At 47.2% G+C, this 24,944-nt stretch carries 24 protein-coding genes; 7 read left to right on the top strand and 17 right to left on the bottom strand.

The annotated features are described in order from the left end of the window. Positions 1-17: 17 nt before the first annotated feature. The 3 genes from CLC91_RS07925 to CLC91_RS07935 are packed head-to-tail and all read right to left on the bottom strand — an operon-like array spanning position 18 to position 2,472. A complete protein-coding gene (locus CLC91_RS07925) occupies positions 18-458 on the bottom strand; it encodes a PACE efflux transporter (RefSeq protein ID WP_125828484.1) in 441 nt (146 codons plus the stop codon). 20 nt (positions 459-478) lie between these two features. After that, on the bottom strand, positions 479-1,318 hold the full coding sequence (fghA, locus tag CLC91_RS07930; RefSeq protein WP_095498394.1) for an S-formylglutathione hydrolase: 840 nt from the start codon (positions 1,316-1,318) through the stop codon (positions 479-481). After that, complete coding sequence (locus CLC91_RS07935; protein ID WP_095498395.1) at positions 1,315-2,472, bottom strand: S-(hydroxymethyl)glutathione dehydrogenase/class III alcohol dehydrogenase; 1,158 nt, start codon at positions 2,470-2,472, stop codon at positions 1,315-1,317. The genes fghA and CLC91_RS07935 overlap by 4 nt, the downstream gene beginning before the upstream one ends. A gap of 151 nt (positions 2,473-2,623) precedes the next feature. Between CLC91_RS07935 and CLC91_RS07940 the strand changes: the two genes are divergently transcribed. The 3 genes from CLC91_RS07940 to CLC91_RS07950 all read left to right on the top strand — a co-directional run bounded on the left by CLC91_RS07940 (position 2,624) and on the right by CLC91_RS07950 (position 4,378). Further along, on the top strand, positions 2,624-3,130 hold the full coding sequence (locus CLC91_RS07940; RefSeq protein WP_095498583.1) for an RNA methyltransferase: 507 nt from the start codon (positions 2,624-2,626) through the stop codon (positions 3,128-3,130). Between the two features lie 103 nt (positions 3,131-3,233). Then, positions 3,234-3,638, top strand: a complete 405-nt coding sequence (locus tag CLC91_RS07945) for a thiol-disulfide oxidoreductase DCC family protein (protein ID WP_408634220.1) — start codon at positions 3,234-3,236, stop codon at positions 3,636-3,638. Next, positions 3,638-4,378, top strand: a complete 741-nt coding sequence (locus CLC91_RS07950; protein WP_095498396.1) for an SDR family NAD(P)-dependent oxidoreductase — start codon at positions 3,638-3,640, stop codon at positions 4,376-4,378. The genes CLC91_RS07945 and CLC91_RS07950 overlap by 1 nt, the downstream gene beginning before the upstream one ends. A gap of 42 nt (positions 4,379-4,420) precedes the next feature. Here CLC91_RS07950 and chrA read toward each other — a convergent pair whose 3' ends face one another. From chrA to CLC91_RS07965, 3 genes are all read right to left on the bottom strand, one after another. Then, positions 4,421-5,578 carry a chromate efflux transporter gene (gene chrA / locus CLC91_RS07955; RefSeq protein ID WP_095498397.1) on the bottom strand — a complete coding sequence of 386 codons (1,158 nt, stop codon included), beginning with the start codon at positions 5,576-5,578 and terminating at the stop codon, positions 4,421-4,423. Between the two features lie 85 nt (positions 5,579-5,663). Further along, on the bottom strand, positions 5,664-6,131 hold the full coding sequence (locus CLC91_RS07960; RefSeq protein WP_095498398.1) for a hypothetical protein: 468 nt from the start codon (positions 6,129-6,131) through the stop codon (positions 5,664-5,666). An 8-nt stretch (positions 6,132-6,139) separates the two neighbouring features. Then, a complete protein-coding gene (locus CLC91_RS07965) occupies positions 6,140-9,367 on the bottom strand; it encodes an nSTAND1 domain-containing NTPase (protein WP_095498399.1) in 3,228 nt (1,075 codons plus the stop codon). Positions 9,368-9,588: 221 nt separating this feature from the next. Here CLC91_RS07965 and CLC91_RS07970 point away from each other — a divergent pair, with 221 nt between their 5' ends. Then, the gene (locus tag CLC91_RS07970) at positions 9,589-10,098 is read left to right on the top strand and encodes an RICIN domain-containing protein (RefSeq protein ID WP_095498400.1); all 510 of its coding nucleotides are present in this window, start codon (positions 9,589-9,591) and stop codon (positions 10,096-10,098) included. A gap of 1 nt (position 10,099) precedes the next feature. Here CLC91_RS07970 and CLC91_RS07975 read toward each other — a convergent pair whose 3' ends face one another. Further along, a complete protein-coding gene (locus CLC91_RS07975) occupies positions 10,100-10,984 on the bottom strand; it encodes a sulfite exporter TauE/SafE family protein (RefSeq protein WP_095498401.1) in 885 nt (294 codons plus the stop codon). A gap of 284 nt (positions 10,985-11,268) precedes the next feature. Here CLC91_RS07975 and CLC91_RS07980 point away from each other — a divergent pair, with 284 nt between their 5' ends. Both CLC91_RS07980 and CLC91_RS07985 read left to right on the top strand, forming a co-directional pair. After that, entirely contained in the window at positions 11,269-12,285 is a 1,017-nt protein-coding gene (locus CLC91_RS07980; RefSeq protein ID WP_095500236.1) for a hypothetical protein, read from the top strand. Positions 12,286-12,414: 129 nt separating this feature from the next. After that, a complete protein-coding gene (locus tag CLC91_RS07985; protein ID WP_095498403.1) occupies positions 12,415-13,716 on the top strand; it encodes an NAD(P)/FAD-dependent oxidoreductase in 1,302 nt (433 codons plus the stop codon). A gap of 48 nt (positions 13,717-13,764) precedes the next feature. On the opposite strand, the gene ltaE is transcribed toward CLC91_RS07985, so the two are convergent. From ltaE to CLC91_RS08005, 4 genes are read right to left on the bottom strand one after another with little or no spacing between them, the layout of a single operon-like run. Beyond that, the gene (gene ltaE, locus CLC91_RS07990) at positions 13,765-14,772 is read right to left on the bottom strand and encodes a low-specificity L-threonine aldolase (protein ID WP_095498585.1); all 1,008 of its coding nucleotides are present in this window, start codon (positions 14,770-14,772) and stop codon (positions 13,765-13,767) included. Between the two features lie 33 nt (positions 14,773-14,805). Further along, complete coding sequence (locus tag CLC91_RS07995) at positions 14,806-15,906, bottom strand: phosphotransferase enzyme family protein (protein ID WP_095498404.1); 1,101 nt, start codon at positions 15,904-15,906, stop codon at positions 14,806-14,808. A 26-nt stretch (positions 15,907-15,932) separates the two neighbouring features. Further along, on the bottom strand, positions 15,933-16,274 hold the full coding sequence (locus tag CLC91_RS08000) for an RnfH family protein (protein ID WP_179287552.1): 342 nt from the start codon (positions 16,272-16,274) through the stop codon (positions 15,933-15,935). Beyond that, positions 16,264-16,698, bottom strand: a complete 435-nt coding sequence (locus tag CLC91_RS08005) for an SRPBCC family protein (protein WP_095498406.1) — start codon at positions 16,696-16,698, stop codon at positions 16,264-16,266. The genes CLC91_RS08000 and CLC91_RS08005 overlap by 11 nt, the downstream gene beginning before the upstream one ends. A gap of 124 nt (positions 16,699-16,822) precedes the next feature. Between CLC91_RS08005 and smpB the strand changes: the two genes are divergently transcribed. After that, entirely contained in the window at positions 16,823-17,308 is a 486-nt protein-coding gene (gene smpB / locus CLC91_RS08010) for an SsrA-binding protein SmpB (RefSeq protein ID WP_095498407.1), read from the top strand. A gap of 130 nt (positions 17,309-17,438) precedes the next feature. Here smpB and CLC91_RS08015 read toward each other — a convergent pair whose 3' ends face one another. The 6 genes from CLC91_RS08015 to CLC91_RS08040 form a co-directional block, all read right to left on the bottom strand. After that, complete coding sequence (locus CLC91_RS08015) at positions 17,439-17,888, bottom strand: Hsp20 family protein (protein ID WP_095498408.1); 450 nt, start codon at positions 17,886-17,888, stop codon at positions 17,439-17,441. Between the two features lie 195 nt (positions 17,889-18,083). Continuing rightward, the gene (locus tag CLC91_RS08020; RefSeq protein ID WP_095498409.1) at positions 18,084-21,203 is read right to left on the bottom strand and encodes an efflux RND transporter permease subunit; all 3,120 of its coding nucleotides are present in this window, start codon (positions 21,201-21,203) and stop codon (positions 18,084-18,086) included. A gap of 6 nt (positions 21,204-21,209) precedes the next feature. After that, on the bottom strand, positions 21,210-21,569 hold the full coding sequence (locus CLC91_RS08025; protein WP_095498410.1) for a copper-binding protein: 360 nt from the start codon (positions 21,567-21,569) through the stop codon (positions 21,210-21,212). 29 nt (positions 21,570-21,598) lie between these two features. After that, a complete protein-coding gene (locus tag CLC91_RS08030; protein ID WP_095498411.1) occupies positions 21,599-23,065 on the bottom strand; it encodes an efflux RND transporter periplasmic adaptor subunit in 1,467 nt (488 codons plus the stop codon). Between the two features lie 4 nt (positions 23,066-23,069). Continuing rightward, complete coding sequence (locus CLC91_RS08035) at positions 23,070-24,341, bottom strand: TolC family protein (RefSeq protein WP_095498412.1); 1,272 nt, start codon at positions 24,339-24,341, stop codon at positions 23,070-23,072. 103 nt (positions 24,342-24,444) lie between these two features. Continuing rightward, positions 24,445-24,840, bottom strand: a complete 396-nt coding sequence (locus tag CLC91_RS08040) for a hypothetical protein (RefSeq protein ID WP_095500237.1) — start codon at positions 24,838-24,840, stop codon at positions 24,445-24,447. Positions 24,841-24,944: the final 104 nt, after the last annotated feature.

The raw sequence follows: 24,944 nt of genomic DNA on the forward strand, positions 1-24,944 counted from the left end.
GTAAGAGGCGTTATTTTTTAAGCGGGTTTTACAGGGAATACCTTATCGTAAAACAAGTTGTACAAGTACGCGTAAACCAAAGCAAACACGACGAAACCTATGTCAGCAATTAACGCTTCCAATAACGTCATAGTTAATGCCCAAGCAAGCACAGGTATGGTGAGTACCAGCAAGCCTAGCTCAAACAGTAGCGCGTGAACTATACGTTGTGTAGCGGACTTTTGAATATGCCCCACCTTGGCTAACATCCAATTATCAAACCAATAGTTGAACAAAGCGTTCCAGCCCATCGCTATTAATGACAGGGCTAACGCCGTGGCACCTATGGTTTTTGCATCCGCATCAAACAACAACATGCCTATGGGCGTTGCAATGGCTAACATGCCGACTTCGAATAAGATGGTATGGCGTACTCGGTCAGCAAAGCTGCGATTTACGCCGTTATGAGAATTGCTCACTCTATCACTTCCTCTTGCTTTTATGCCGATAAATAGCGGTGATGAAAACGCAGGTGTTCACCAATAAAGGTCGAGATAAAGTAGTAGCTGTGATCGTAACCCGGTTGCATTCTCAATTGCAGCTTGGCTCCATGTACCTGTGCAGCCTCCACCAAGGCCTTGGGCTTTAATTGCTCCTCTAAGAAACTGTCTGCATCGCCTTGGTCCACCAGCATGGGTAAAGCCATAGGAGCGCTTGCCAGCAATTCGGCAGCATCGTACTTAGCCCATAATGCTTTATCATCACCTAGGTAGTGGCTAAAGGCTTTAACGCCCCATGGACAGTTGCTGGGGTTGGCAATAGGGCTAAAGGCCGACACCGAGCGATATTGGTTTTGGTTGTTGATAGCAATAGTGAGCGCGCCATGGCCGCCCATACTGTGCCCGGCAATGGATTTAACAGAGCTGACCGGAAAGTTAGCCTCGATCAATTGAGGCAGCTCATTCACAACGTAGTCGTACATTTGATAATGCGCTTGCCACGGTGCCTGGGTCGCATTGAGGTAAAATCCGGCACCTTGTCCTAAGTCATAGCCATCATCGTCGGCAACGCCTTCGCCTCTTGGGCTGGTATCCGGTGCCACAATGGCAATCCCTAGCTCATTGGCAACGGCAAAAGCCCCCGCCTTTTGCATGAAGTTTTCATCACTGCAAGTCAGTCCCGATAACCAATACAATACCGGAACTTTGTCGGATGACGTCGCCTTTTGTGGCAAAAAAATGGCAAATCGCATCGAACAGTTTAACGATTGCGACTGATGACGAAACTGCTTATGCCAAGCACCAAAAACTTTCGCTTCAGATTCACAGGTTATGCTCATGAAAGCTCCTCGTTCATATGCACCACCGAGCGAATACTCTTGCCTTTATGCATTAAATCGAACGCCTCGTTTATCTGTGGCAGTCCCATGGTATGAGTAATAAAGTCTTGCAGTCCGAACTCTCCTGCCAAGTAACGCTCTACAATTCCTGGTAACTCAGAACGGCCTTTCACACCGCCAAACGCAGAGCCTCGCCAAACTCGTCCTGTCACCAGCTGAAACGGTCGGGTTGAGATTTCCTGACCCGCACCCGCAACACCAATAATGACCGATTCCCCCCAACCTTTATGACAGCATTCTAACGCTTGGCGCATAACATTGACGTTGCCAATGCATTCAAAGGAAAAGTCGACACCGCCGTCGGTAAGCTCAACAATATAATCTTGAATGGGGCCATCAATGGTTTGGGGATTGATAAGATCGGTGGCGCCTAATTGAGTTGCCAATCCGAACTTACTGTCATTGATATCAATACCAATGATGCGACTGGCGCCGGCCATTTTGGCACCAATAATCGCCGACAAACCGATGCCGCCGAGACCAAAAATTGCAACACTGTCGCCGGGTTGAACTTTCGCAGTATTCAACACAGCGCCCATACCGGTGGTAACACCGCAACCAAGCAAACACACCTCTTCAAGCGGAGCTTGTTTATTGACCTTAGCTAACGATATTTCCGGCAGTACCGTGTATTCGGAAAACGTAGAGCAGCCCATGTAATGGTAAATCGGTTGCCCATCAATGGAAAAACGGCTGGTTCCGTCTGGCATTAAGCCTTTGCCTTGGGTCTCACGAACGGCTTGGCAAAGGTTAGTTTTACCCGACGTACAAAACTTACATTCACCACATTCTGCTGTGTACAGAGGGATCACGTGATCGCCTACTTCTACACTGGTGACGCCCTCGCCCACCATTTCTACAATTCCGCCACCTTCATGACCTAAGATGGCCGGGAAAATGCCCTCAGGATCTTCGCCCGATAAGGTAAAAGCATCGGTATGACAAACCCCAGTGGCGACAATTCGCACCAGCACTTCACCAGGCTTGGGCAGCTCTACGTCTACTTGTTCCATTTTCAAGGGTTCTCCAGCAGCCCATGCTACCGCCGCTTTGGACTTAATAGAGGTTTGACCGGGTTGCAATTTTAAAGCCATGGCTTCACTCCTGTGGTGTCACGATTGATTAATGAGCTTACAGTAACACTTTATTAACCTGTCGTCCTTAATTACCCTATTGAAAATCTGGGCGGTGCTGGCTAGCATTACCGCCTTTCAATCTCCGTCTTGATGAGTGAGCCAAACCGACATGAGCAACCCATACTGCTGCATTGCATTAATCAATCCCAAAAGCCCCAGTAATGTTGGCTCCATCATTCGCGCAGCCGGCTGTTTTGGAGCCGACTCGGTGACATACACAGGTGAACGTTATCAACGAGCGGCTCGCTATCAAACCGATACTCACCAGCATTCCCAACACATCGAGTTGTCGCACGTCGATAATGTTACCGATGGCCTTGAAGCAGGTGAAAAGCTGATTTGTGTCGATTTAGTTGAAGGCGCCACCGCACTGTCGGACTATTGTCACCCTGCTCATGCACGCTATGTGTTTGGGCCTGAGGATGGCAGCATTTCTCAAGAGGTTATCGATCGCGCCGATGCGGTGGTCTACATTCCAACCAATGCCTGTTTAAACCTCGCTGCAAGTGTCAACGTGTTGTTGTACGATCGCATGGTCAAACTAGGTAGCATACACGCCAGTGACGAACTCATTATAAAAAGTCGCGACATTAACAATCGAACCAAAGTCCGCTAGAGAGGCTCAATCCGAAGCCAGATTCTAGCGTCGATAAAAATCTGATCGTAACCGTCAAACTGCGCGTTTGTACTGTATAACGTTTGCGATTGGAGACTTGCTGATGCTTACCATTTTTTACGACAGCGCTTGCCCCCTATGTTTGGCAGAAATGCGTCATCTGCAGCGTTTGGATGTAAAAAGCGCCATTCGCCTACAAGACATTCAACACCCTCAATTCGAGCAACGCTTTGCCCCCTTAACAAAGGCGCAAGCCATGGGTCGATTACACGGACTGCTCGATGGAAAGCTGATAACGGGCCTAGACGTGACCTATCATGCTTGGCGCCTCGTCGGGCGGCAACACTGGGTAGCGCCATTACGCTGGCCAATCATAAAGCCACTGGCGAACTGGGGTTACAACATTTTCGCCAAACACAGATACCGCATAAGCTATTGGTTAACCCGCAAGCAGCCCTGTCCTGATGGCCGTTGCTCGTTAGGGTTCAAAAGTCATAAGGAAGGTTAATGCCCAAGCAAGACTTTGTGCTGGTTATTGGCGCAGGAAGTACTATAGCCAAAGCCATTATCCGACACTTGTTGCAACACACTGATTGGAAGGTCGTGGCGATAAGCCGTGACTATACGGCTCACTACATGCAACAATTTGACGCCAACCAAAACTTGCATCACTTTAGTTGCGACTACACCCAAGCCAGCATAAGCAGGCGCACTAAAGCGCTGCAAGCGTGGCATGGCGATTGTCGACAGGTATTTATTTGCAATGGCATGCTTCATCAACAGTCCTTGCAACCCGAGAAAAGCTTAAATCAACTCAGTAACGACAGTATGCTGCAGTCGCTCACCGTCAATCTGGTGGTTCCTTCACTGTGGCTTGCGGCAATTATGCCGCTGCTGAATCATGGTCGAGCGGCTACCGTGACTGTGTTTTCCGCTCGCGTTGGCAGTATTGAAGACAACAAATTAGGCGGCTGGTATTCTTATCGAAGCGCCAAAGCAGCACTTAATATGATGATTAAAAGCGCCGCCATTGAATACGCTCGAACCTGCAAGTCGGTGAAACTGCTGGCCTTCCATCCCGGTACCACCGATACCCCCATGTCGAAACCTTTTCAAAAAAACCTGCCACCTGGACAATTGTTAGAGCCAAACTACGTCGCTGAGCGAATCATCGAACTGGCGTTGCGTCAGCAAGCGAACGGGCAAGCCAGTTATCTTGATTTTAATGGCAAAGCCATTCCATGGTAATTAGCAATATGTGGGAAGTAAGTAGTGAGCAGTGAATGCTGCTCACCAGGCGCTACCGGCAATGCCAAAACCGATGAATATCGCCACCATTACCAAAATGGGCGCACGCTCAGTTTTAAGTAAAAACAGTCCCGCAACCACCATCGCCATGTCGATACTAGAATGGACAGCGGTGACGAATACCGGCTGATATAAAGCAGCTAATAGCAAGCCAACCACACTGGCGTTGACCCCTTTAATGGCACCCGATAAATACTTAGAGCCTGCCAAAGCATGCCAATGGTTTAGCACCCCAAGTAACAATAAGAAACCTGGCGCAAAGATAGCGACGGTTGCCGTTAACGCACCTAAAATGGGTGCCTTATCAAACAGCTCGAAACCCAGAAAGGTCGCGAAGGTAAACATAGGCCCGGGCACCGCTTGAGCTGCCGCGTAGCCGGTTAAAAAGGTGTCACTGCTGAGTTGTTCACCCACGATATTTTGCAATAATGGCAACACAACATGGCCCCCACCAAACACCATGGTGCCGGCTTGAAAGAAGTCGTAAAAAAGGCCGACTAAGCCTTGGTTGTTAACCCACCCCAAGGCCGATATTGTTGGCAATCCAAGCAACAATCCAAAGAAAATAACGAGTGGCCATTTCGATATCGACGACGCCGTAGATGCCTCAGGCGCTAGTGAAGGCATGTAGCGAGCGCCGATCAACGCCGCCAATAATAACATCACCAACTGCGAAAACAGACTTGGAAATACCATCAACACCACAGCGGTTAGCGTACACAACAAAACGCCTAAGCGCTTATTACAAAAACTGGTAAACATCCCCATGGTCGCGTCAGCCACAACCACAACGGCCAATAACTTAAGCCCATGAATCACCCCTTCAAACCAAGTGGAACCGGTCAATCCGGTGGATGCGTAGGCTAGCAGCAACATCAACAACACCGAGGGCAGCGTAAAGCCAATAAAGGCCGCTAACGCGCCCCCTAGTCCGCCTTTTTTATAACCAATGGCAAAGCCTACTTGGCTTGATGCTGGTCCGGGTAAAAACTGACTTAAGGCCACGATTTGAGCAAATTCGCTGTCACTGAGCCAAGCCCTCTTCTTTACAAACGCATTTCTAAAGTAGCCAATGTGCGCCGCTGGGCCACCAAAACTCATCAGTCCTAACAGCAAAAAAACTTTAAAGATGTTAACCATTTAGATGCCCAAGTTATTATCGTTAAACGTCAGCAATTGTAACCTAAGCACTTTGACAAAACGATGAATGAGCCCATTTACGCAATTAATCTTCAATAATGACTTCTGGATCACAGCGAAAATGATGGCAAATACCCCGCTCATCGGGATAGGTATCTAAAACCCAAACGTCAAACAAAATGTGTCCAGATTTGGTTGGCTTTTGCTTCTCCGGATAGACCTTAGGATCAATGCTTACAATCGCTTGTTCTGGCGAGACTTTGAGATATCGCAACCGCCGCCCGTCGCCCGAATTCCAGTCTTTACCGCCTTTTCCGGGTTTCGAATTTAACCACCTTAATTGATATCGTCCGTTATTAGATTGAGCAAACTTAAACAGCACTCTTACGGGCTTTGTGGGGGATTTCACCGTTGCTATCGGCGCTTGATATAAATAACTATATTGGCTCGCACCTTCACTGCCATCAGCTTTTTTGGCAGCTTTCGGTACCCCAATGGCAGGCTCGCCATTGTTAGGCCCCCAAATCGTTAACTCGAAATTTACGTCACTCATATTGACTCCTAGTTGGGTGTAATTAGAGCTAAGTTGCCATTATCTTGAGCCGCAAAAGCATGATGCTGCTCTAATAACTGCGGGTGTCGATAGCCCCTCGATTTTATTGACTGAAACAGTTTCAACGCTTGCTTTGAATCATCATTCAATACCGCGACATAGTAATGACCTAATAAGGTGTATAAGTTGTTATGGCTCGACAATGGCGGCAGGTTTGCTAGCAGCAAGTCTCGCCATTGCAGGCGTTGCGCAATCTCCGAGCGTCGCGCAAGCTCAAAAGCCAACTGCGGAGTGGCATCCACCAAAAAGGGCCTCGAGTCGTCTAACAAAAACGCACTAAGTTGCGATACTTGTTGAGCGTTTCGCGGTGCTTGGTCACATTGGTTGATGGCTTCAAAACGCAGATAACTGCGAAGCCAGCGTTTACTGGACAAATCTCGCTGCGCAAAAGTTTGTGACAAAGTTTGATGGGCGATTAAGTGCGTTTGATTGGGATAGTGAGACAAGGTTAAACGGCGAATATCATGCAGTACTGCTTGCGCTTGCCAAGCGTTGTTGGTTTGATCGTGCGCCAGCAATTGATCGCGAAGTTGCGTGCCTTGCAGAAGCACTTGTTGAGCTTGCTCTAATAAGCCTTGGTCCAAATAGACACCAACCAAAATATTATTGGCGGTTAAGTACTTATATTTTTTGTCAAAGTCGTCTGAATATTGACTATACAGATGAAAGGCAATGGTATAAGCCTCTTGCGCCAATTGACTGGCTAAAGCCAATTCGCCGAATCGAGATTCTAAGGTTACTTGCCAATTTAGGGTATTGGCCAATGACTCAACATACTCCTGATTATCAGGCTCGCTGGCGACCAACTGGCGTTTTATAGCAATGCTTTGTCCAAAATAAAAACGGGCGCTGCCGATATCTTGAGCTCTTCGAGCCAAGGCTCCTAAGTTATGATGAGCCAACGCCAATTCGTATTGCCACCGTTGCGCTTCGGGCTGTTGTTCAACCAGTAACTTCACTTGCTCTAAATAATTGACCCAAGCCACTTTGGTTGCTGTCAAGTCGCCTTGGTAGTATGGGGAAAGCCCTTGCCAATAGTAAACATGGCTGAGTAAAAAGCGTGCTTGCACCGTGTTTGGTGCCCCTTGCAACACCTGCTCAAGCAGCTGTTGAGCTTGGGCTAATAAGGTTTGCCCTTGAGCGTGTTGGCCTTTTCCAATATCGATTTCAGCCATTAGCTTAAGACTTTCGGCATAGGCTAATTGATCGTCAGCAGTGGTTTCCAGTTGGCGGTTCATCGCACTTTGATAGTAGCTTACTAATTGCTTGGCTACCCCTTGTAATAAGTCCAACTTGCCGATGGGCTCAAGCTGAGCTCTCAAGTCGCCCAGCATGTACCCAACCAAAGATTCGGCCTTTTGCTGGGCAAAGTTGGCAAGTTGTTTTTGCTGGTAAGCGTGCATACCAAACCCCGCAGTACACACACTCAAAGTGATCACTGCCGCGATGGCGACCTGTTTATAGAGCTTAGCTCGACGCCACCGGCGTCGAGAGCGCCCAATAAATTGCTGCTGCTCAGGGGAAATGCTTAAGTACGGACGTTGCGATAGCCACACTGCATCATCCAATTTACGCTGATTAACAATTAAATAGTCGTTGCCTTTATCTTGTTCCAACCATTGTTGGCAGTCGTGCTGTAACTGCTGGTGTTTTTCGATAGCCAAGCGGTTATCGCTAATAAATTGAGCAATGCGCGGCCAATGAATCAGCAATGCCTCGTGGGCAAGTGAAACCGTGGCTGCTTGCCCTTCTTCATTAGACAGCACCAACAATCGAGCATCGACAAATCGCTCAATCATTAACTTGGCTTCACTGTCGTTAAAATGCGCCAAAGCAATGGGGTGAGCCGACAGTTGCTGATGATGTTGCGACCAACCTATGACGCCATGAAGCAACCTTTGCCAATGATTAAGCCATTGTTTTGGCATGCTTTGATAAGTTGCCTCGGCTTGTTGCGTAATGGCTCCTTGAAGCCCGCCTAAGCTTCGGTAGCAAGATAACAGCAACCGATTATCTCGCCGCTGCTCGTATAAACGGCTTAGCGTATATTGTAATAATGGAAGCGCTTGCGGTGCGACGACCGCATCCTCGAGTAACAAATCGTCTAAACGTTCGCCCGTAGCTGCATCTCGCTCAAAACTAAGACCCGCCATTTGCGCTGGTTTGCGAATAATTTGAGCAATTTCTCCTCGAGTCACGGCCGCTAAATCGTAGGACACCCCCAACGACTTTAGCCTTGCAAAATCTCGATACTGCATGGCATTGGCGTAGCAGTCGTTGCGTAAATTAACCATTAATAGAACGTCGTCTCGCCGGCACAAGGCATCACATAAGCGACATAAAGGCTTGACCTCAGATTGTCGAGCCGTGTCATTTAACAGACGTTCAAACTGATCAATAAATATCAACACGCCTCGGTTTTTATCCACCGGGGCCAACGCCTCACCAGAGGCATTACGAGCTAAGCCCACCCGTTGCAACTCTTCTGTAAGCGACTGCAAGGGCGCTCCTATACCACCGTTATAACGGCTTAAATCAATGCAATGCTTGAATCGCAGGCCAGCAAATCCCTTTGTTTGCAAAAGCAACGGTAAAACCCCTGCTCGCATGAGTGAAGATTTTCCCACGCCGCTTGAACCTAGAATGAGAACGAAGTGACGCGACTGGCTACAGGCTTGCTTGGCAATGTGAATAACATCCGCTATGGCCTGAGTGCGACCATAAAACACCGATTGATGCTGTTGTGAGAAGGCGTCCAACCCTAAAAATGGTGACTTGCCTTGCCAGTGTTGATTTACGGGGCTGACAACCGCTAATCGGTTAACCCCCGACACCTGTGCTATGAGTCGGTAGCCTCGGCGTTTAATGGTCTCGATGTAACTGGGATCTCGAGCCTGACAGCCCAATTTTTTGCGTAACATCGCAATGCACTTTTGCACCGGAGCATCGCCATAAAAGCTTCCGCCCCAACACGCAATCAACAGCTGTTCGTTACTGACAACCTGATTGGGGTGGTGGCACAAGTAATTGAGCACGTCCATCATTTTAGGCTCAATGGAAATGGCTTTGGCATCGCTCTCGATAATCGGAACCAGCTGGTTTAGCTTGGGGTATACCCACCACTTTCCAAGTTGAAAAGCCTCCGACTCGAGTTGCTCGGTGTCGGTTTCGTCCATAGGTCAATCGGTTTTTACAGGCGATAACTAAAGATAGAAGAATTTGACCAGAACGCCAGTTAAACCGCGCCAGTATTAGGTGAAGGAATCAAGGGGATAAGCCTTGGTAAGGACTTACCTTACCAAAGCGTTTGTACCGTTAGACCAAGGTAAAGCGCTCGCTGCTATTGTCTTCAATACTAGGCTGCACGTTCACTTTAAATTGCCACTGGAGAAGCACCATGAAAACCCGCGCTCGCAATACTGCCATTATCGTCTTTTGCTTAACCCTATCGAATGTTAGCTTTGGACAACTTGAGTCAGGGCTTCCTCAATCCTTTACCATTTTACGACAAGCCGCTCATCAATGCCTTGCTCCCATAGCCAATAGCATTCGCGAAGGGTCTCGAGTAAATTTCCAAGCCTGCTCTGAACAGCTTCCACAAGTGTGGCGATTCAATGACGCGGGTCAAATTGCCCACCAATTGTCGGGACATTGCTTAGGAACCTATAACAACAGCAATCAATTGAGCTTAATTGATTGCGATAGCAACCGAGCTCAACGAACGGGTAAACAGATCAATTACATCAGTTTCCCCGAACCTAAACCCATTCAATCCGTACAAAAAGGTACCTGCACCACGTTTTCCACTGGCAGTAAAGAAGTACGACTGATGGATTTTGAGTGTCCCAAAGAGGCGCCGCAACAGTTTTGGGTGATTCAAGCGGCATTGGTGTCTCCCACACAATAAGCTATTGAGCTAAAGAAACGGCGCCCATCAGTAACACCCAAAGGGCGAAAAATGCTTTTAGCTGGCGAACCGGTAAGCGGGTGGCCAATTTACGTGCCAACATGGCTCCTACAATGGCCCCCGGCCCTGCGAACAACACCACAGACCACACCACCTCGGCTCGAATAAGCGCGTGTTCTGCAACGCCTATCCACACCGTTAGCGCTGACACCACCACCGCTGATGCAATGGCCAACATCACATCGAACTTACGCATAATCAAATAGATCGCTAATATTTCACCAACCCCAACACTTAACCAAGCGGTGATGATGCCACCAAAAAAACCGACCAAGACTAGGCTTAAATAGTCAAACGTTTGCAACTGAAACCTTTGCGCTCGTGAGGTTTTTAGTAAGCTTGATGCCAAAATCGCGCTGCCGAGAATAAGGCTAAACCAGCCAAATAGCTGTTCTAATGAGGTAGGCGATTGCCAAGAAAAAAGGTAGGTACACCAAAGCCCAATGCCGCAAGCAATGGCACAAACAGCGCTGATATTGGCGATAAGCCCCCAAGAGCCCTCACTGACTTGCTCCTTGTGCGTTTGCTGATAGAAACGTCGCCAAGCAAGTGCACCAGAGGTCATTCCCATACACTGTATCGCAAAGCTGGTTGCTAAGGCTTGCTCGACACTAAAATTAAGATGATTAAAAGCCGGTATAAATACCACGCCACCGCCGGCGCCGGTAGAATTAGCAAAGATAGCGCCCACAATCCCAAGCAGGGTAAAATTTCCGTAGTTCTGCAGCAGTTGCATCGAATGGGTTTGCAGAGCGATGGCCGCAATCCAAACCCCCACAAAACTGATGACCACCCAATTTATAGGAAGCCGTTGCACCTTTAACATTGCACCTTCAACCTAGCACCCTCAACATAAAAGAAACCAACTCATTATTTTTGCTTTAATTGATTTTACTGCCCCATCATCACAAACAATTTATTCATTGGCAATCTCTGTCAAACCTTCCTCAATTAACGCCAATTGCACAAACGCTAAAAGGCTATGCAACAGTGATGTTAATAGTTACTCACAAGCTAACGATATTTTGATCTAAGCCCATGATCAACTTTACCTAGCTCATCAAATCACTATAATCGCTGCCCATGTAGGCCGTCACCGAGAGTTTAACTGTGTTTAGTCATCGCGCTTCTTTTCTTACTATTGCCCTTTTTGGATTACTGCTAAGCGCTTGCAGCAGTACTGAACCACAATCGGGGTTCGCTAAACGAATTCACCATAAATTGCTCGCAAACGAATCCGCCACTTGGCATGCTGAGCAAACGTCCCACGCACTAACCGCTCAATTCGAAAACGCTCAAAAGGCGCAATATGGCTTGAGCGAACTGAGCCTTCAATGCCATGTAAGAGACAACGAGCAAACGCCCCAAAACCAACTGAGCTTGGTGTTTTTAGGACTGGATCCATTGCACGCGCCCGCTGCGGTTCGACTGTTCCTAGATGACCAGCCTAACTACTTGTCGGTTGACAGCGTTTTCCAAATCAATACGCAAGCCATTCGCTTACAAGCGAACTTGTCGCCGGAGCAATCCCGTGCTCTGGCGAACAAAGACTGGCAACGAATAGACGCCTTTGGCGGCAGTTACGCCACCAAGCTGTCGCTGCAACAACAGCCGCTTCTCAGCCAAATGTTAGCGGCCTGTCAAATGGAGCAAGAGCAGCTAAACCATGCAAGAAGTGAACAGCCCAAAGCGAAACCCGCTTATCAACCGCGTGCGCTAAACCCCTACGAGGTGGCGGCAATGAAACAACAGTTGCTGTTTTCGACGGACATCGACTTGGCGGACTTATTTACAGTGCCAACGGAGCAATTGGTTACCCAGAAGTACGTTAAAGTGGGGGCTAATCAGGCTCAGTTTACCTTATCACAGCGGCTTGCTAATGGCGCCTTACTGTTTCGCAGCGAGGCGGCTAATTTTAATCGCAAAGCTTTCATTATCGAGTCGCAACAAACGTTTGATAATCACGCCTCGCTCACCGAGCAAATGCGCTACTTCAAAGTGTTAGGTCTGCTTGACTACAAAACCGTAATCGGAGCCAATCGCCAAGCGATTCATTTGCAAGACGTTACGGCTCAGGTGATGGGCAATCAACCGCTGACGAGTAGTGAGACGCAATTGGCGGACTAAGCCCTAAAATGAAAACATATAACGATATTTAATTGATACATATCACGCAAAACAGCTATTTTTGAGACCAACCTCTATTATATGTGGTAAATTTACCACTAATAAAATTACACACATTAGAGGTAGCACATGACAAAAGTAACTAAGATAGTCATTGTGGGCGGCGGCGCCGCTGGCATGGAGATCGCTACTAAACTGGGTAGAAAGGTCGGTCGCAAAGGAAAGGCGCACATCACCTTAATCGACATGGCTGAAGCCCACGTTTGGAAACCCTTGTTGCATGAAGTCGCCACCGGCGCCTTGGATGAAGGCATTGACGCGGTTAATTACCGAGGTCATGCCAAAGCACATGGGTATCATTTCCAGCAAGGCGCTATGCAAGGACTTGACCGTGAAGCACAGCAACTGATCCTTGCTCCTATCACTGACGAATCCGGCGAAGAATTACTACCCAGCCGAAGAATTAACTACGACTACCTCGTCGTCGCCATTGGCAGTGTTGCTAATGACTTTAATATCCCAGGCGTTAAAGAGCATTGTCAGTTCTTAGACACCACAGAGCAAGCCACTGACATTCGCAAGCTGCTGCTCAACAAATTTTTACGTTACGCAAGTGATGAGCAATTGCAAGAACGCATTAAAGTAGCCATTGTTGGTGCCGGTGCTACCGGTGTTGAGATGTCGGCTGAAATGCACAATGCGGTGAACTCGTTGCGTGGTTATGGCTATCAAATCAGCACCGATTTGCTGGACGTTACCTTAGTAGAGGCCGATGAGCGCATTCTTCCTAAAGTCGAAAAACCACAAATTTCAGAGTCCGTAGCCAAACAACTGAAAGCCATCGACGTCGATGTACGCACCAATACTTTTGTGGTTGAGGTGGATGAGCAAGGCCTTATTACTAAAGAAGGTAACCGAATTGATGCGGATATGGTGATTTGGTCTACCGGCGTAAAAGCGCCAGACTTTCTGGCTAATATTGACGGCCTTGAAACCAACAATATTAACCAATTGGTTGTAAAAGGTACCTGCCAAACTACCCGTGATGACCGAGTTTTCTCCATAGGCGATTGCACCGCACTGCAACAACCGGACGGCTCATGGGTGCCGCCAAGAGGCCAGTCTGCTCGTCAAGAAGCTTTGATGGTCGCTGATAATCTAATTTCGTTAATGAAAGGCGGCACTGCCGACAAGGAATACATCTATAAAGACTTAGGCTCCTTGGTTAACATGTCGAAATTCCACACCGTGGGCAATCTAATGTCATTTCTTGGAGGCGGTATATTGGTGGAAGGCAAAGTGGCGCGCTTTGTTTACACTTCGCTTTATCGTCGCCATTTAATTGAGATCCATGGCTTTTGGCGCGGTACCTTGATGATGTTTATGAAAGGCATTAACCGCATTGTGCGACCGCACCTAAAGTTGCACTAATCGTTCAAAACGCCGCCACAGAGTAATGTATCTGTGGCGGTACCACTATCAGATATGCGCTTTTAACGCGTCGATAAAGGTATCGATGTCTTGGCGGCTGATGTCGTTGTGGGTCACCAAACGCAGCGGGTTGCCTTTATAGATCACTACACCTTTAGGTTTAAGACGTTCAGCTAAGGCTTGCACATCGTAGCCATCGTTGAATTTGGCAAAGATAATGTTGGTTTGCACCGCCTGCTGATCGCACTCAATTCCGTCTACTTCGTTTAAACGCTTAGCTAAATGCTCAGCGTTGTCATGATCCTCACTGAGGCGGTCGATCATGCTATCTAACGCAATTTGCCCAGCCGCCGCTAAACCACCGGCTTGGCGCATGCCGCCGCCAAGCATTTTTCTTAGGCGACGCGCTTTTGCAATGGTAGCTTCATCCCCCAGCAATAACGAGCCCACTGGCGCGGCTAAGCCTTTCGACAAGCACACCGAAACGCTGTCAAAATGCTGCATAATTTGCTGTGGTTGCACGTTTTGTTTAACCGCTGCATTCATTACTCGAGCGCCATCAAGATGTATTTTTAGACCATGATTAAAAGCAAACGCTTGCGCTTGGCTTAAATACTCGAATGGCAGTACCTTGCCACCAATGGTGTTTTCAAGGCTCAACAGCCTAGTTTGTGCAAAATGAAAATCGTCGGGCTTAATGTTGGCTTTAAGCAAATCCAAATCGATAGTGCCATCGCTATTATTGGCAACCGGTTGCGGTTGCACGCTCCCAAGTACCGCAGCGCCGCCCCCCTCGAATCGATAATTGTGAGCGTCTTGGCCACATAAATATTCTTCGCCGCGTTGGCAATGAGACATAATAGCCAACAGGTTTGCTTGAGTGCCCGATGATACAAAGATGGCTTCATCAAAACCGAAGCGCTCAGCAGAGCTTCGCTCTAGATGGTTAATACTCGGATCGTCGCCAAACACATCGTCTCCAACCGGCGCATTAGCCATGGCTTGACGCATCGCTTGGGTCGGCTGAGTAACCGTATCGGAGCGTAAGTCTATAATTTTCATAAATTAAAACCTATTCAATGTAATGGGCTAACGAGCCTGTTCAATAATATGTTGGAGGCGCTGCTCTTGTTGCAAAAGGCTGGCAAGCAAAGCAAATTGATTGTTTGCTCGCAGCAGATTATGGTCATCAAAATCTGCACCAAAATAGCTATCGCCGTTTAAGTAATCGGTTAAGAAACGAATGCCGACGATGAAAATCAGCAATTTCGCGCCAGGCAGCAAACTGTCTACTTCAATTTCGGTGAGTGCACCTTGCATGCTCTCCAGATAACCTTCCACCACTGCCGCGAACATGTCTTCTCGTAAGGTCACCTTATCCGTGTCAGGTGTATCTTCTCGCTCTGGAGAAGTCACACTGCGAACCATATCGCCGAAATCGTACATCAAATAACCGGGCATAACTGTGTCTAAATCAATCACACAACTGGCACTGTAGTCTGCTTTCTTTAGCAGCACGTTGTTCACCTTGGTGTCGTTGTGAGTTACCCGCAATGGCAACCCCGCCGCAATCAGCGCATTAATTTCATCGACAATGCTCAAGTGCTGATTAACAAAGTCCAGAGGCGCTTGCGCAGCTTTTAAACGGGCTTGGCCATCGTAGCTGACAGCGTTGTCTTTCGCGTGCGAAACGGCTTTATCCAGTTGCTTTAAACGGGTCTCAAGATTATGAAAATCCACCAGCACCTCGCCTAGCTCGGCAACCGGCAAGTCCATCAGAGAACGCCCAAAGGCACCAAAGGAAAAAGCCACTTGATGAGCTTGCTTAGCGCTCGTTACGGTTTGCAACGTTACCGTGTCTTCGATAAAGCTTAAGCCGCGCCAAAGTCCAAATTCAGGGTGATGACAGACTTCATTACCATGGGCGTTTTTCAAAAGCTTCATGACCGTAAACGGATAATGCCCTTGCTGCTGTTTATTCAACAAGTGAGTGGCTACTTTTGAAAAGTTATTCATCAAGATGTCAGAACTTGGAAACACCTCAGTATTGAGCTTTTGCAGCACCAAAGGGCCGTCTTTGTTATAGGCCAACCAGGTTTGGTTAATGTGCCCCTCACCCAAAGGTTCCGGGAAGGTATTTTTATCGACTCCAAATTCGTCGACCAAAAATTGAAACAGTAGCTTTTCCATAAATTACAATCTATTGATTAACCTTATTAACGGTCTTTATTGACGGTCTTAGCGCCGGTGGTCTTATTGGCACGACCTTCTTCAACAGCTTTAGCAGCACGTTGGCGGCGAACGTCTTTAGGATCAGCAATGAGAGGGCGATACAACTCCACTCGCTGCCCGTTTTCCAAAAGTTCACTGCGTTTTACGATGCGCGAATAAATACCTACTTTTAACGCGCTAAAGTCCACATCTGGGTAGTACTTTTCCACGCCGCTTAAGTGAATAGCCTGCTCTACTGTTGCACCTTGTTCTAACGACACGCTAAACACTTTTTGTTCATTGGCGAGTGGATAAACCACTTCCACTTCTATTGTATTACTCACTATAAACAACCTTAGCCCGCTCAGTAAATGCCGACACCATTGAGCCCATTAATTCATTGAATACCTTTCCAAAGGCAACTTCAACCAGCTTGCTAGAAAACTCAAAGTTCAAATTAAGCTCTACCTTACAAGCGTCATCGGTTAACGCAGTAAATAGCCACTCGCCTTCTAATTTTTTGAACGGACCATCTTTCAAGATCATGTGAATGTTTTGGCCCGGCTGTAATTGATTTTCGGTGGAAAAGCTTTTATTGATTCCACCTTTGGCAACATCGACACGGGCTATCATTTGGGTATCGCTGGCGCTGATGACCTCAGAGCCAACACACCCAGGAAGAAACTCCGGGTAGTTGGCAACGTCATTGACTAAAGCGTACATCTGCTCGGCGCTAAATCGCACCAATGCGCTTCGACTGATTTGCGGCATTTCACTGAAACTCTTAAAAATCGTGGCTTAAATAACAAAATAAGACGCTAATCCTATCATACCCTAATAAAAACCCGCACAGTGGCATACCAAAATAGTATGGCTTGGGTATAATAGCCGCCCTATGGCAAAGAAAAAATCAAAAAAAGGCACGTCCTCTTCGACCATCGCGCTAAACAAACGCGCACGCTTTGAATACAGCATCGAAGACAAGTACGAAGCCGGCCTGTCTCTACAAGGATGGGAAGTAAAAGCACTGAGACTTGGCAAAGTAAATTTAGCTGAGGCGTACGTTTATGTCCGCGATGGCCAAGCTTACATGTCGGGTTGCACCATTCAGCCTTTAAATACCGCATCTACCCATGTCATTGCTGATCCAACTCGGATCCGCAAACTACTGCTGAATCGACGAGAGCTAGACCGGTTAGCTGGGCTGGTCGAACGCCAAGGCTACTCGATTGTACCCATGGCTATGTACTGGAAGAAGTCGTTTGTAAAACTTGAAATAGGCTTGGGTAAAGGTAAAAAAGCCCACGATAAGCGCGATGACGTAAAAGATCGCGAATGGCAAGTAGAAAAAGGCCGCGTGATGAAGCACAAACAGCGCTAACAGAACCCTAAGGGGACGTACCCCTATTTTTATACGCCCTATGATTCAATAGGTTACAAATTGGGGTCCGTCCCCAAATAAAAAGGGAGCTAATTGTAGCTCCCCTTTTATTGTGCTAATTAACGCTGTTTTAATCTTGATGCTCTAGGGTATTGCGAGCTTGATTAATCGCAATGGTGCGAGGCTTCATCGCCTCAGGAATTTCTTTCACGAGTTTGATAACCAGCAAGCCATTATGCAAGTCGGCGCCAGTAACTTCGACGTAATCCGCTAGATTAAACTTACGTTCAAACGAGCGATTTGCAATGCCTTGATGCAAATACTGGCGTTTATCTTCGGTGGTACGTTTGTTGGCTCGTACCGTTAACACACCCTTTTCTACTTGAATATCAAGTTCATCTTCATTAAAGCCTGCAACAGCAATAGTAATCGCGTACTCGTTGTCTTTAACAACTTCGATATTATATGGGGGATAGCCCGCCGCTCGTGGCTCAGCTGTTAGGGCGTGATTAAGTAAAGCGCCAAAGCGATCAAAGCCAACGCTATTACGATAAAGTGGAGTTAAATCAATTGCATTCATGGTATATCCTCCTAAAGAAGCAATATAAACAATTCAAAATGGGTTAATGCTCAATAGCCAGAAACCTCATATCTGTATTTATGGGCATAGTTGCTTTCTTCAAGGGCGCTAAATTAGCAAACACAAAAAACAAGACAGTGATCACACTATATGATGGAGCTTGAGCGATTCCCTTCGCTCACTCCATTAGCCTAACTAACTGCGTACCTCACTGAGCATTTTTCTGCGGTTCATCAAGAAATAAAGAACCGGTAATAGCAACAAGGTAAGAATTAACGCAGTTGCCATCCCACCAATCATGGGAACCGCGATACGGCGCATGGTTTCCGCACCAGCCCCGGAGCCAGACATTACCGTAATCAAACCAATGACAACCGTAGCCACAGTCATAAAGATTGGCCGAACACGCTTAGAAGCGCCTTCAAGTATGGCCTCTTTAAATCGTTCCACAGTAATGGCTTCGCCACTCCCAAGCAGCGCATTTTTGGCGCTCTCGAGATAGGTCAGCATCAACACGCCAATCTCAACCACCAATCCAGCCGTAGCAATAAAACCAACCGCTACCGCTACCGAATAGTTGTAATTAGCAAGGTAGAGGTACCAAATCCCTCCAACTAAGGCGAAGGGCAAGCTCAGCATCACCAATGCAACCTCGCCAATTCGTCTAAAGTTCAAATACAGCAATACAAAAATGATGGCCACTGTAATGGGGACAACGATCTTTAAGCGCTGCGCTGATTTTTGCATATATTCATACTGACCCGACCAATTCAGAGCGTAGCCGGCAGGTAAATCCAATTGCTGCTCAACCACACCTTGTGCATTGGCCACATATCGGCCCACATCAACACCATCCTCCAACGCCACGTACACCCAACCATTAGGAATGGCATTTTCCGTTTTAATTGCTGGCGGTCCATTTTCAACGTTAATATCCGCCACATCCGACAGTGCAATACGCTGGCCGCTTGGTGTTACGATGGGCAAGTTCTTTAAGCTATCATCCGAATCACGATAGTGTTGTGGATAACGCACATTGATGGGGTAACGTTCAATGCCCTCAACGGTAGTAGTTACTTGCATTCCACCGACTGCGGTTTGAATAACTTGCTGCACATCAGCAATGTTCAAACCATAGCGTGCGGCTTGGTCTCGTTTGATATCAATATCAACATAGCGCCCACCAGCTGAACGCTCAGCATACGCCGAAGCCGTGCCCGCCACCTTGGGTAGGATCTTTTCAAGTTGAGTACCAATTTCTTCGATCACTTTTAAATCTGTACCAGAAATCTTAATACCCACCGGAGTTTTGATACCCGTAGACAGCATGTCGATTCGGGTTTTAATAGGCTCCACCCACGCATTAGAAAGTCCAGGAAATTTCACCAAAGCATCCAACTCTTTCTTGAGCTTTTCTTTAGTCATCCCCTCGCGCCATTCACTTTTAGGCTTAAAACGAATGGTGGTTTCAATCATGGTTAAAGGCGCTGGATCCGTAGCGGTTTCCGCTCGACCTACTTTACCAAATACAGTTTCTACCTCTGGAACCGTTTTGATTAAGCGGTCAGTTTGTTGCAGTAACTCGCGCGCCTTTCCAATTGAAATACCAGCATAAGTACTTGGCATATAAAGCAAGTCACCTTCATCCATTGGCGGCATAAATTCGCTACCTATGTGTTGCAAAGGATACCAAGCTGAAGCGGTCACCACGGCAGCAAAGACTAAAATAGCCAAAGGCTTACGCAGCGCCATGGATAGAATCGGCTGATAACTCGCAATAAGCAGTCGATTTAATGGGTTTTTATCCTCGGCAACAATTTTTCCTCGAACAAATAACCCAAGTAACACCGGCACTAAAGTAACCGCTAAACCCGCCGATGCCGCCATTGCGTAACTTTTCGTAAAGGCCAGTGGGTGAAATAATTTGCCTGATTGACCTTGCAACGCAAACACTGGGACAAAACTTACGGTAATGATCAACAGCGAGAAAAACAATGGCGATGCCACCTCTTTACAAGAATCCGCTACCTTTTGCCAATGCCCTCGGCCATCACTCTGTTCCATATGCTTGTGTAGGTTCTCAACCATAACAATAGCACCATCAACCATGGCTCCAATTGCAATACCAATACCTCCAAGGCTCATTATGTTGGCATTAACCCCTTGATAATACATAACAATGTAAGCCGCTAGAATTCCCACGGGTAAGGTTAATACCACCACTAAGGTTGAACGCAAGTGCCATAAAAATAAGCCACAAATCAACGCAACCACAGCAATCTCTTCAATGAGCTTTTGTACCAGCTCTGACTGAGCTTCACTGATCAATTGGGAACGATCGTAGGTAGTTACCACCTCCACACCTTGTGGCAAACCCGAAGCCACTTGAGCAAGCTTATCTTTTACTGCAGCAATGGTCTTTTGAGCGTTTTCTCCGGAACGCATCACTACCACACCGCCAACCACTTCACCTTCGCCATTGAGCTCAGAAACGCCGCGGCGCATTTGCGGCCCTAAACGTACATTAGCAACGTCAGCAAGGGTTATGGCGATGCCCGATTGGTCAGTTCGCAGTGGAATTTGACGAATGTCATCTACGTTAGAAATATAGCCGCTGGCGCGCACCATATACTCGGCTTCCGCCATTTCGATAACCGAGGCACCGGTTTCTTGGTTACCGCGCTTAAGTGCCTTAGCCACCTGCGCTAAAGTAATCCCATAAGCCCTAAGCTTATTAGGATCTACTTCCACTTGATACTGTTTAACCATGCCGCCTACTGTGGCAATTTCAGATACACCAGCAACGGATTGCAGTTGATATTTCAAGAAGAAATCTTGTATCGAACGCAGTTCCGCTAGGTCGTGCTTACCGCTGTGATCCACCAAGGCGTATTCATAAATCCAACCCACACCAGTAGCATCTGGCCCAAGTTCTGGCGATGCACTGCTCGGCAGTTTACTGGTTACCTGCGATAAGTACTCTAAAACTCGAGAACGAGCCCAATACAAATCGGTTCCTTCATCAAAAATTACGTACACATAAGAATCGCCAAAAAACGAAAATCCCCGTACTGTTTTCGCTTTAGGCACCGACAACATGGCCGTGGTGAGTGGATACGTAACCTGATCTTCAACCACTTGCGGCGCTTGCCCTGGGTAGCTGGTTTTCACAATAACCTGCACTTCCGAAAGATCAGGAATGGCATCCACCGCAATTTCATTAAGCGCATAAACACCCGCAGCGAGCAAGAACGCGGTGGCTAATCCGACCAAAAATCGGTTGGCGATAGCCCAATCAATAAGCTTATTCATCACCCTCTCCTATTCAACCATTACTTGCTGAGCTATAACGCTGCCGTCGGTCTTTTTGTGCAACATCAACTGAACTTGTTGGCCTTTGTGTAGTTGACTTAACGGTTGACCATCGGCCACTTCAAATGCCATTACCATTGCAGGCCAGCCCCACTCGGAAATTGCTTCATGAGCCACCTTAATTTTGTGATGTTTAGTGGAAATCGCTTTTATTGTGGCCTTAACTGTAACCATCTGAGGGGCGCTCTGTGCACTTTGGTGCATGTGCATACCCGCGCCCATTTTCATATTGCCCATGTCCGCTGCGAACACTGAAGAGCTGTTTACCAACAACAAAGCGCTTAGAGTAATCAAAGATAAAGTTTTCATAATAACTGTCCTAAAAATTGTTCAATAAATTAGTTAATGCTGGTTAGTAGCACGTTGTTATCAGCATCACGCTCTAAGGTGACGTTGATGGCTTGGCCTTCTTTTAAGGCGTTTAAGTTAATGTCATCCGCGACATCGAAATCCATGACCATCGAGGGCCACTTCCATTGGTCGATGGCTTGGTGTTCGAGGGTTACGCTGTTAAAGTCAACATCAACGCCTTTTACTACGGCATCAACATGGACTTGATTTGGCATCGGCTTTTGAGGGCTTTGTATGCGCAAACGAGACGCATCGATATTGGATTCAGAATCAATTAAAAATTGCCCTGAAACCACCAACTGGTCGCCTTCATTCAGGCCATCGAGAACCAATACTTGATCGGCATTACCCAGCCCAGTGCTTACCGCCACACTTTGAAAATGGTTGTCATCGGTTTTCAGTACTAAATGACTACCTTGAGCGGTTTTAATTAACGCTTGGCGCGGAATAATGAATCCCGTCTTCGTCGTGCCAGCATCGATAGTCATGTTGGCAAACATGCCCGGTTTAAACTGATGGTCGAGATTATCAAGGACTACTCGCACACTTACTGTGCGTGATTTAGGGTTAAGATAGGGATACACGAAATCGACTTTACCGGTGAACTGCTGTCCCGCAAGTCCATCAAAAGTAATATTCGCAGTTTGCCCCACATCTACCCAATCCGCTTGCTGCTCAAAAACTTGGGAGTCAATCCAAACACTGTCTAACCCAGAGATGGTTAATACGTCGGTTGCCGGTGTTAGATACATGCCTTGGCGTACATTTAACTTAGAAATAATGCCCGATTGCTTGGCATACACCTCAACGACTGATTTAGCTCGATTGCTGTGCAGCAATTGCTTAAGCTGTTTTTCTGAAAAACCCAATAGTGTTAGCCGCTCTTTAGCTGCGGCAATAATGCGCTTGTTGGCACTGCGTAATGCTGTTAGCAATTCTTGTTGAGCCGTTAACAAGTCTGGTGAGTAGTAGGAGTAGAGCACATCGCCCTTGTTAACCCATTGCCCTTCCGCCTTTGCATTAAGCTGTTCAATCCAGCCACTTGCGCGCGGATGAACATGCTCAACCAAATCTTGGTTAAAATTGACGTTGCCCATAGTAGCAATGGTCAAAGGAATTTGACCTTGAGTAACGGTTTCGGTTTTTACGCCAAAATTATTTTGCAAAGCTGAGTTTACGGTTACATCCCCTTGTCCATTCTCTGAAGCGCTTTTGTCACCATAGACTGGCACCAAATCCATCCCCATGGGGGATTTACCTGGCTTATCGCGTTTATAACTTGGGTCCATTGGTGCGACCCAGTAAAGAGGCTTGTTTTCGACACTATCGGCAGAAGCTGCCTTTTCCGAGCTGAGTGCTGAAGTCAATGGTTTGCAAATGTATATTGATGCGCCATAGCCTATTGCTGCACCAACCGCTAACACTAAGCTAAGCTTTAAATAGGTAGATTTCATGAGTTCAGTCCTTATCGGTTTCGAAGTAGCGCAAATCTGCGAGCGCGGAGAAATATTGATTAGTGGCGTTTAAGGAATTAATTTGGCTCAGCAGCAATTGCTCCTGAGCGTCAACAAGGTTTTGGAAGGTGCCGGCATGCGCTTGAAAATCATTAACGGCAAGCGCCACCTTTTGCTGCGCTGTCGGTAAAATACGCTCGCGGAATTCACGCACTTTACGCTGTTGCAGCTGCACTCGTTGCTTTGCAGACAAGTAACGCCCAACAAGGGACTGTAAGGTATCTTGGGTAGCAAACTCTTGGGCAGCCGCTTTGCTTTGAGCCGCAACAACCCCCTTATCTTGCTTGCTGGAGGCATAAAGCGGCACACTAAAGGAAACACCAAGGGATACCAAGTCACTGCGCGAATTGCCCTGCGGATCATCAGCTCGATAGCCATAACCAGCAGTTAATGCCCATTTGGGGGAATATTTAGAACGCGCAGAGTCAATTGCCAAACGAGCTCCCTTAAGCAGCTGTTGCTGAGCACGCATTTCTGGATGATTGCTTAAACGTTGTGCCGCTTGACTCCAACTTTCGCTGTCACTTTGGTTCGCGTCCCATTGAGGGTAAGCAATGGCAAGCGGTTGAAATGCGCTTTCTCCGACCCAAGCTGCAAGTTGTCCAAGCAATTCCGCGTATTGAGCATCCAATTGAGTTAACTGATTTTGATAATGGCTAATTTCAAGATCCACTGACACCAAAGCGCTTTGGCTAATCTGCCCAGTTTCATAGTTAGCCATAAGCGATTGTTTTAGCTGGGTTAGCGCTTGTATTAACGCATTAACCTTAGCTTTACTTTCGTTTACTGAAACCAGATTTAGCCACAGCTTGCTGATGGTTAGCTCGCGCTGTTTTGCTCGGACTTCAAGGGATGTTTCGGTACTTTGAGCGGTAGCGGCTAATGCTTGTTCATCAAAGTGCAAGCTTTGCCCTACGCCAAATTGTTGAGTAACACCGATGCGAACCTGGCTCATCCCCTCACTGTGTAGATTAGGCGAATCAAGCGGCACATTGTTAATGCCAATAGAGACGACTGGATCAGGCAAAGAGCCTGAGACACTGGCTGCGGCGTGTTGCTGCTGAGCCCGTTCTTTTAACGCTTGAGCATGCCAATCGTTGTTTTTTGAAAGTGCTAGCAAGTCCGTCAACGATAATGCTGAACTTTGCATTAGCGGTTTTGGGAACGCTAACGGGGTTATTAACATCAAAGATGCTAATAGAATGAAACGCTTCATAACGAAGACCTCTCATAAAAAATCAATACCGAGAGCTTGTTCAGCTCTAAAGATTTTGCGCAATGATGCGCGCTAAATCCGAGATGGATCTAGCCTATGAGGGTTACGCAATAGGAGGGATTATTGCTGCTTCAAAAGGAGGTGTAGGCAATACGGTGGTAGTTGCCTTTACTGGGGTTGAGCGAGCACTAAGTTGCGCATTCGCAAAAGGAACAAGCATCACTTTGGCGACTTTATAACCATTAGAGTGACAATCAGTTGCTTGGTTACAATGCCCGGAATCACATTGGTCAGATTGATTACAGCAGTCTTTGTGCTTAGTGGTTGCATCAGGAACCGCCGACTGTTGTGCAGTGTCGTCATCCATTTGCATCATATTACAAGGATGCGCTTGTTGATTGGGAATTTGCGATAGCTCAGCAGCAGACACACTCACCCAAGCTTGAGTAAACAAGCTAACGATAAGTAAGAAGCTGACTAACAGTGAGCGAGAACGCATAGCACCATCCCAATTAAAAACATAACGCGAATCTAATATAGCCCAAGCAAATACGCAATGCCCAAAGCGCTAACATCAGCAAAAGCGACACAAAGCGGCACTGC

Source organism: Paraferrimonas haliotis (assembly GCF_002282895.1).
Classification (GTDB): Bacteria; Pseudomonadota; Gammaproteobacteria; order Enterobacterales; family Shewanellaceae; genus Paraferrimonas; species Paraferrimonas haliotis.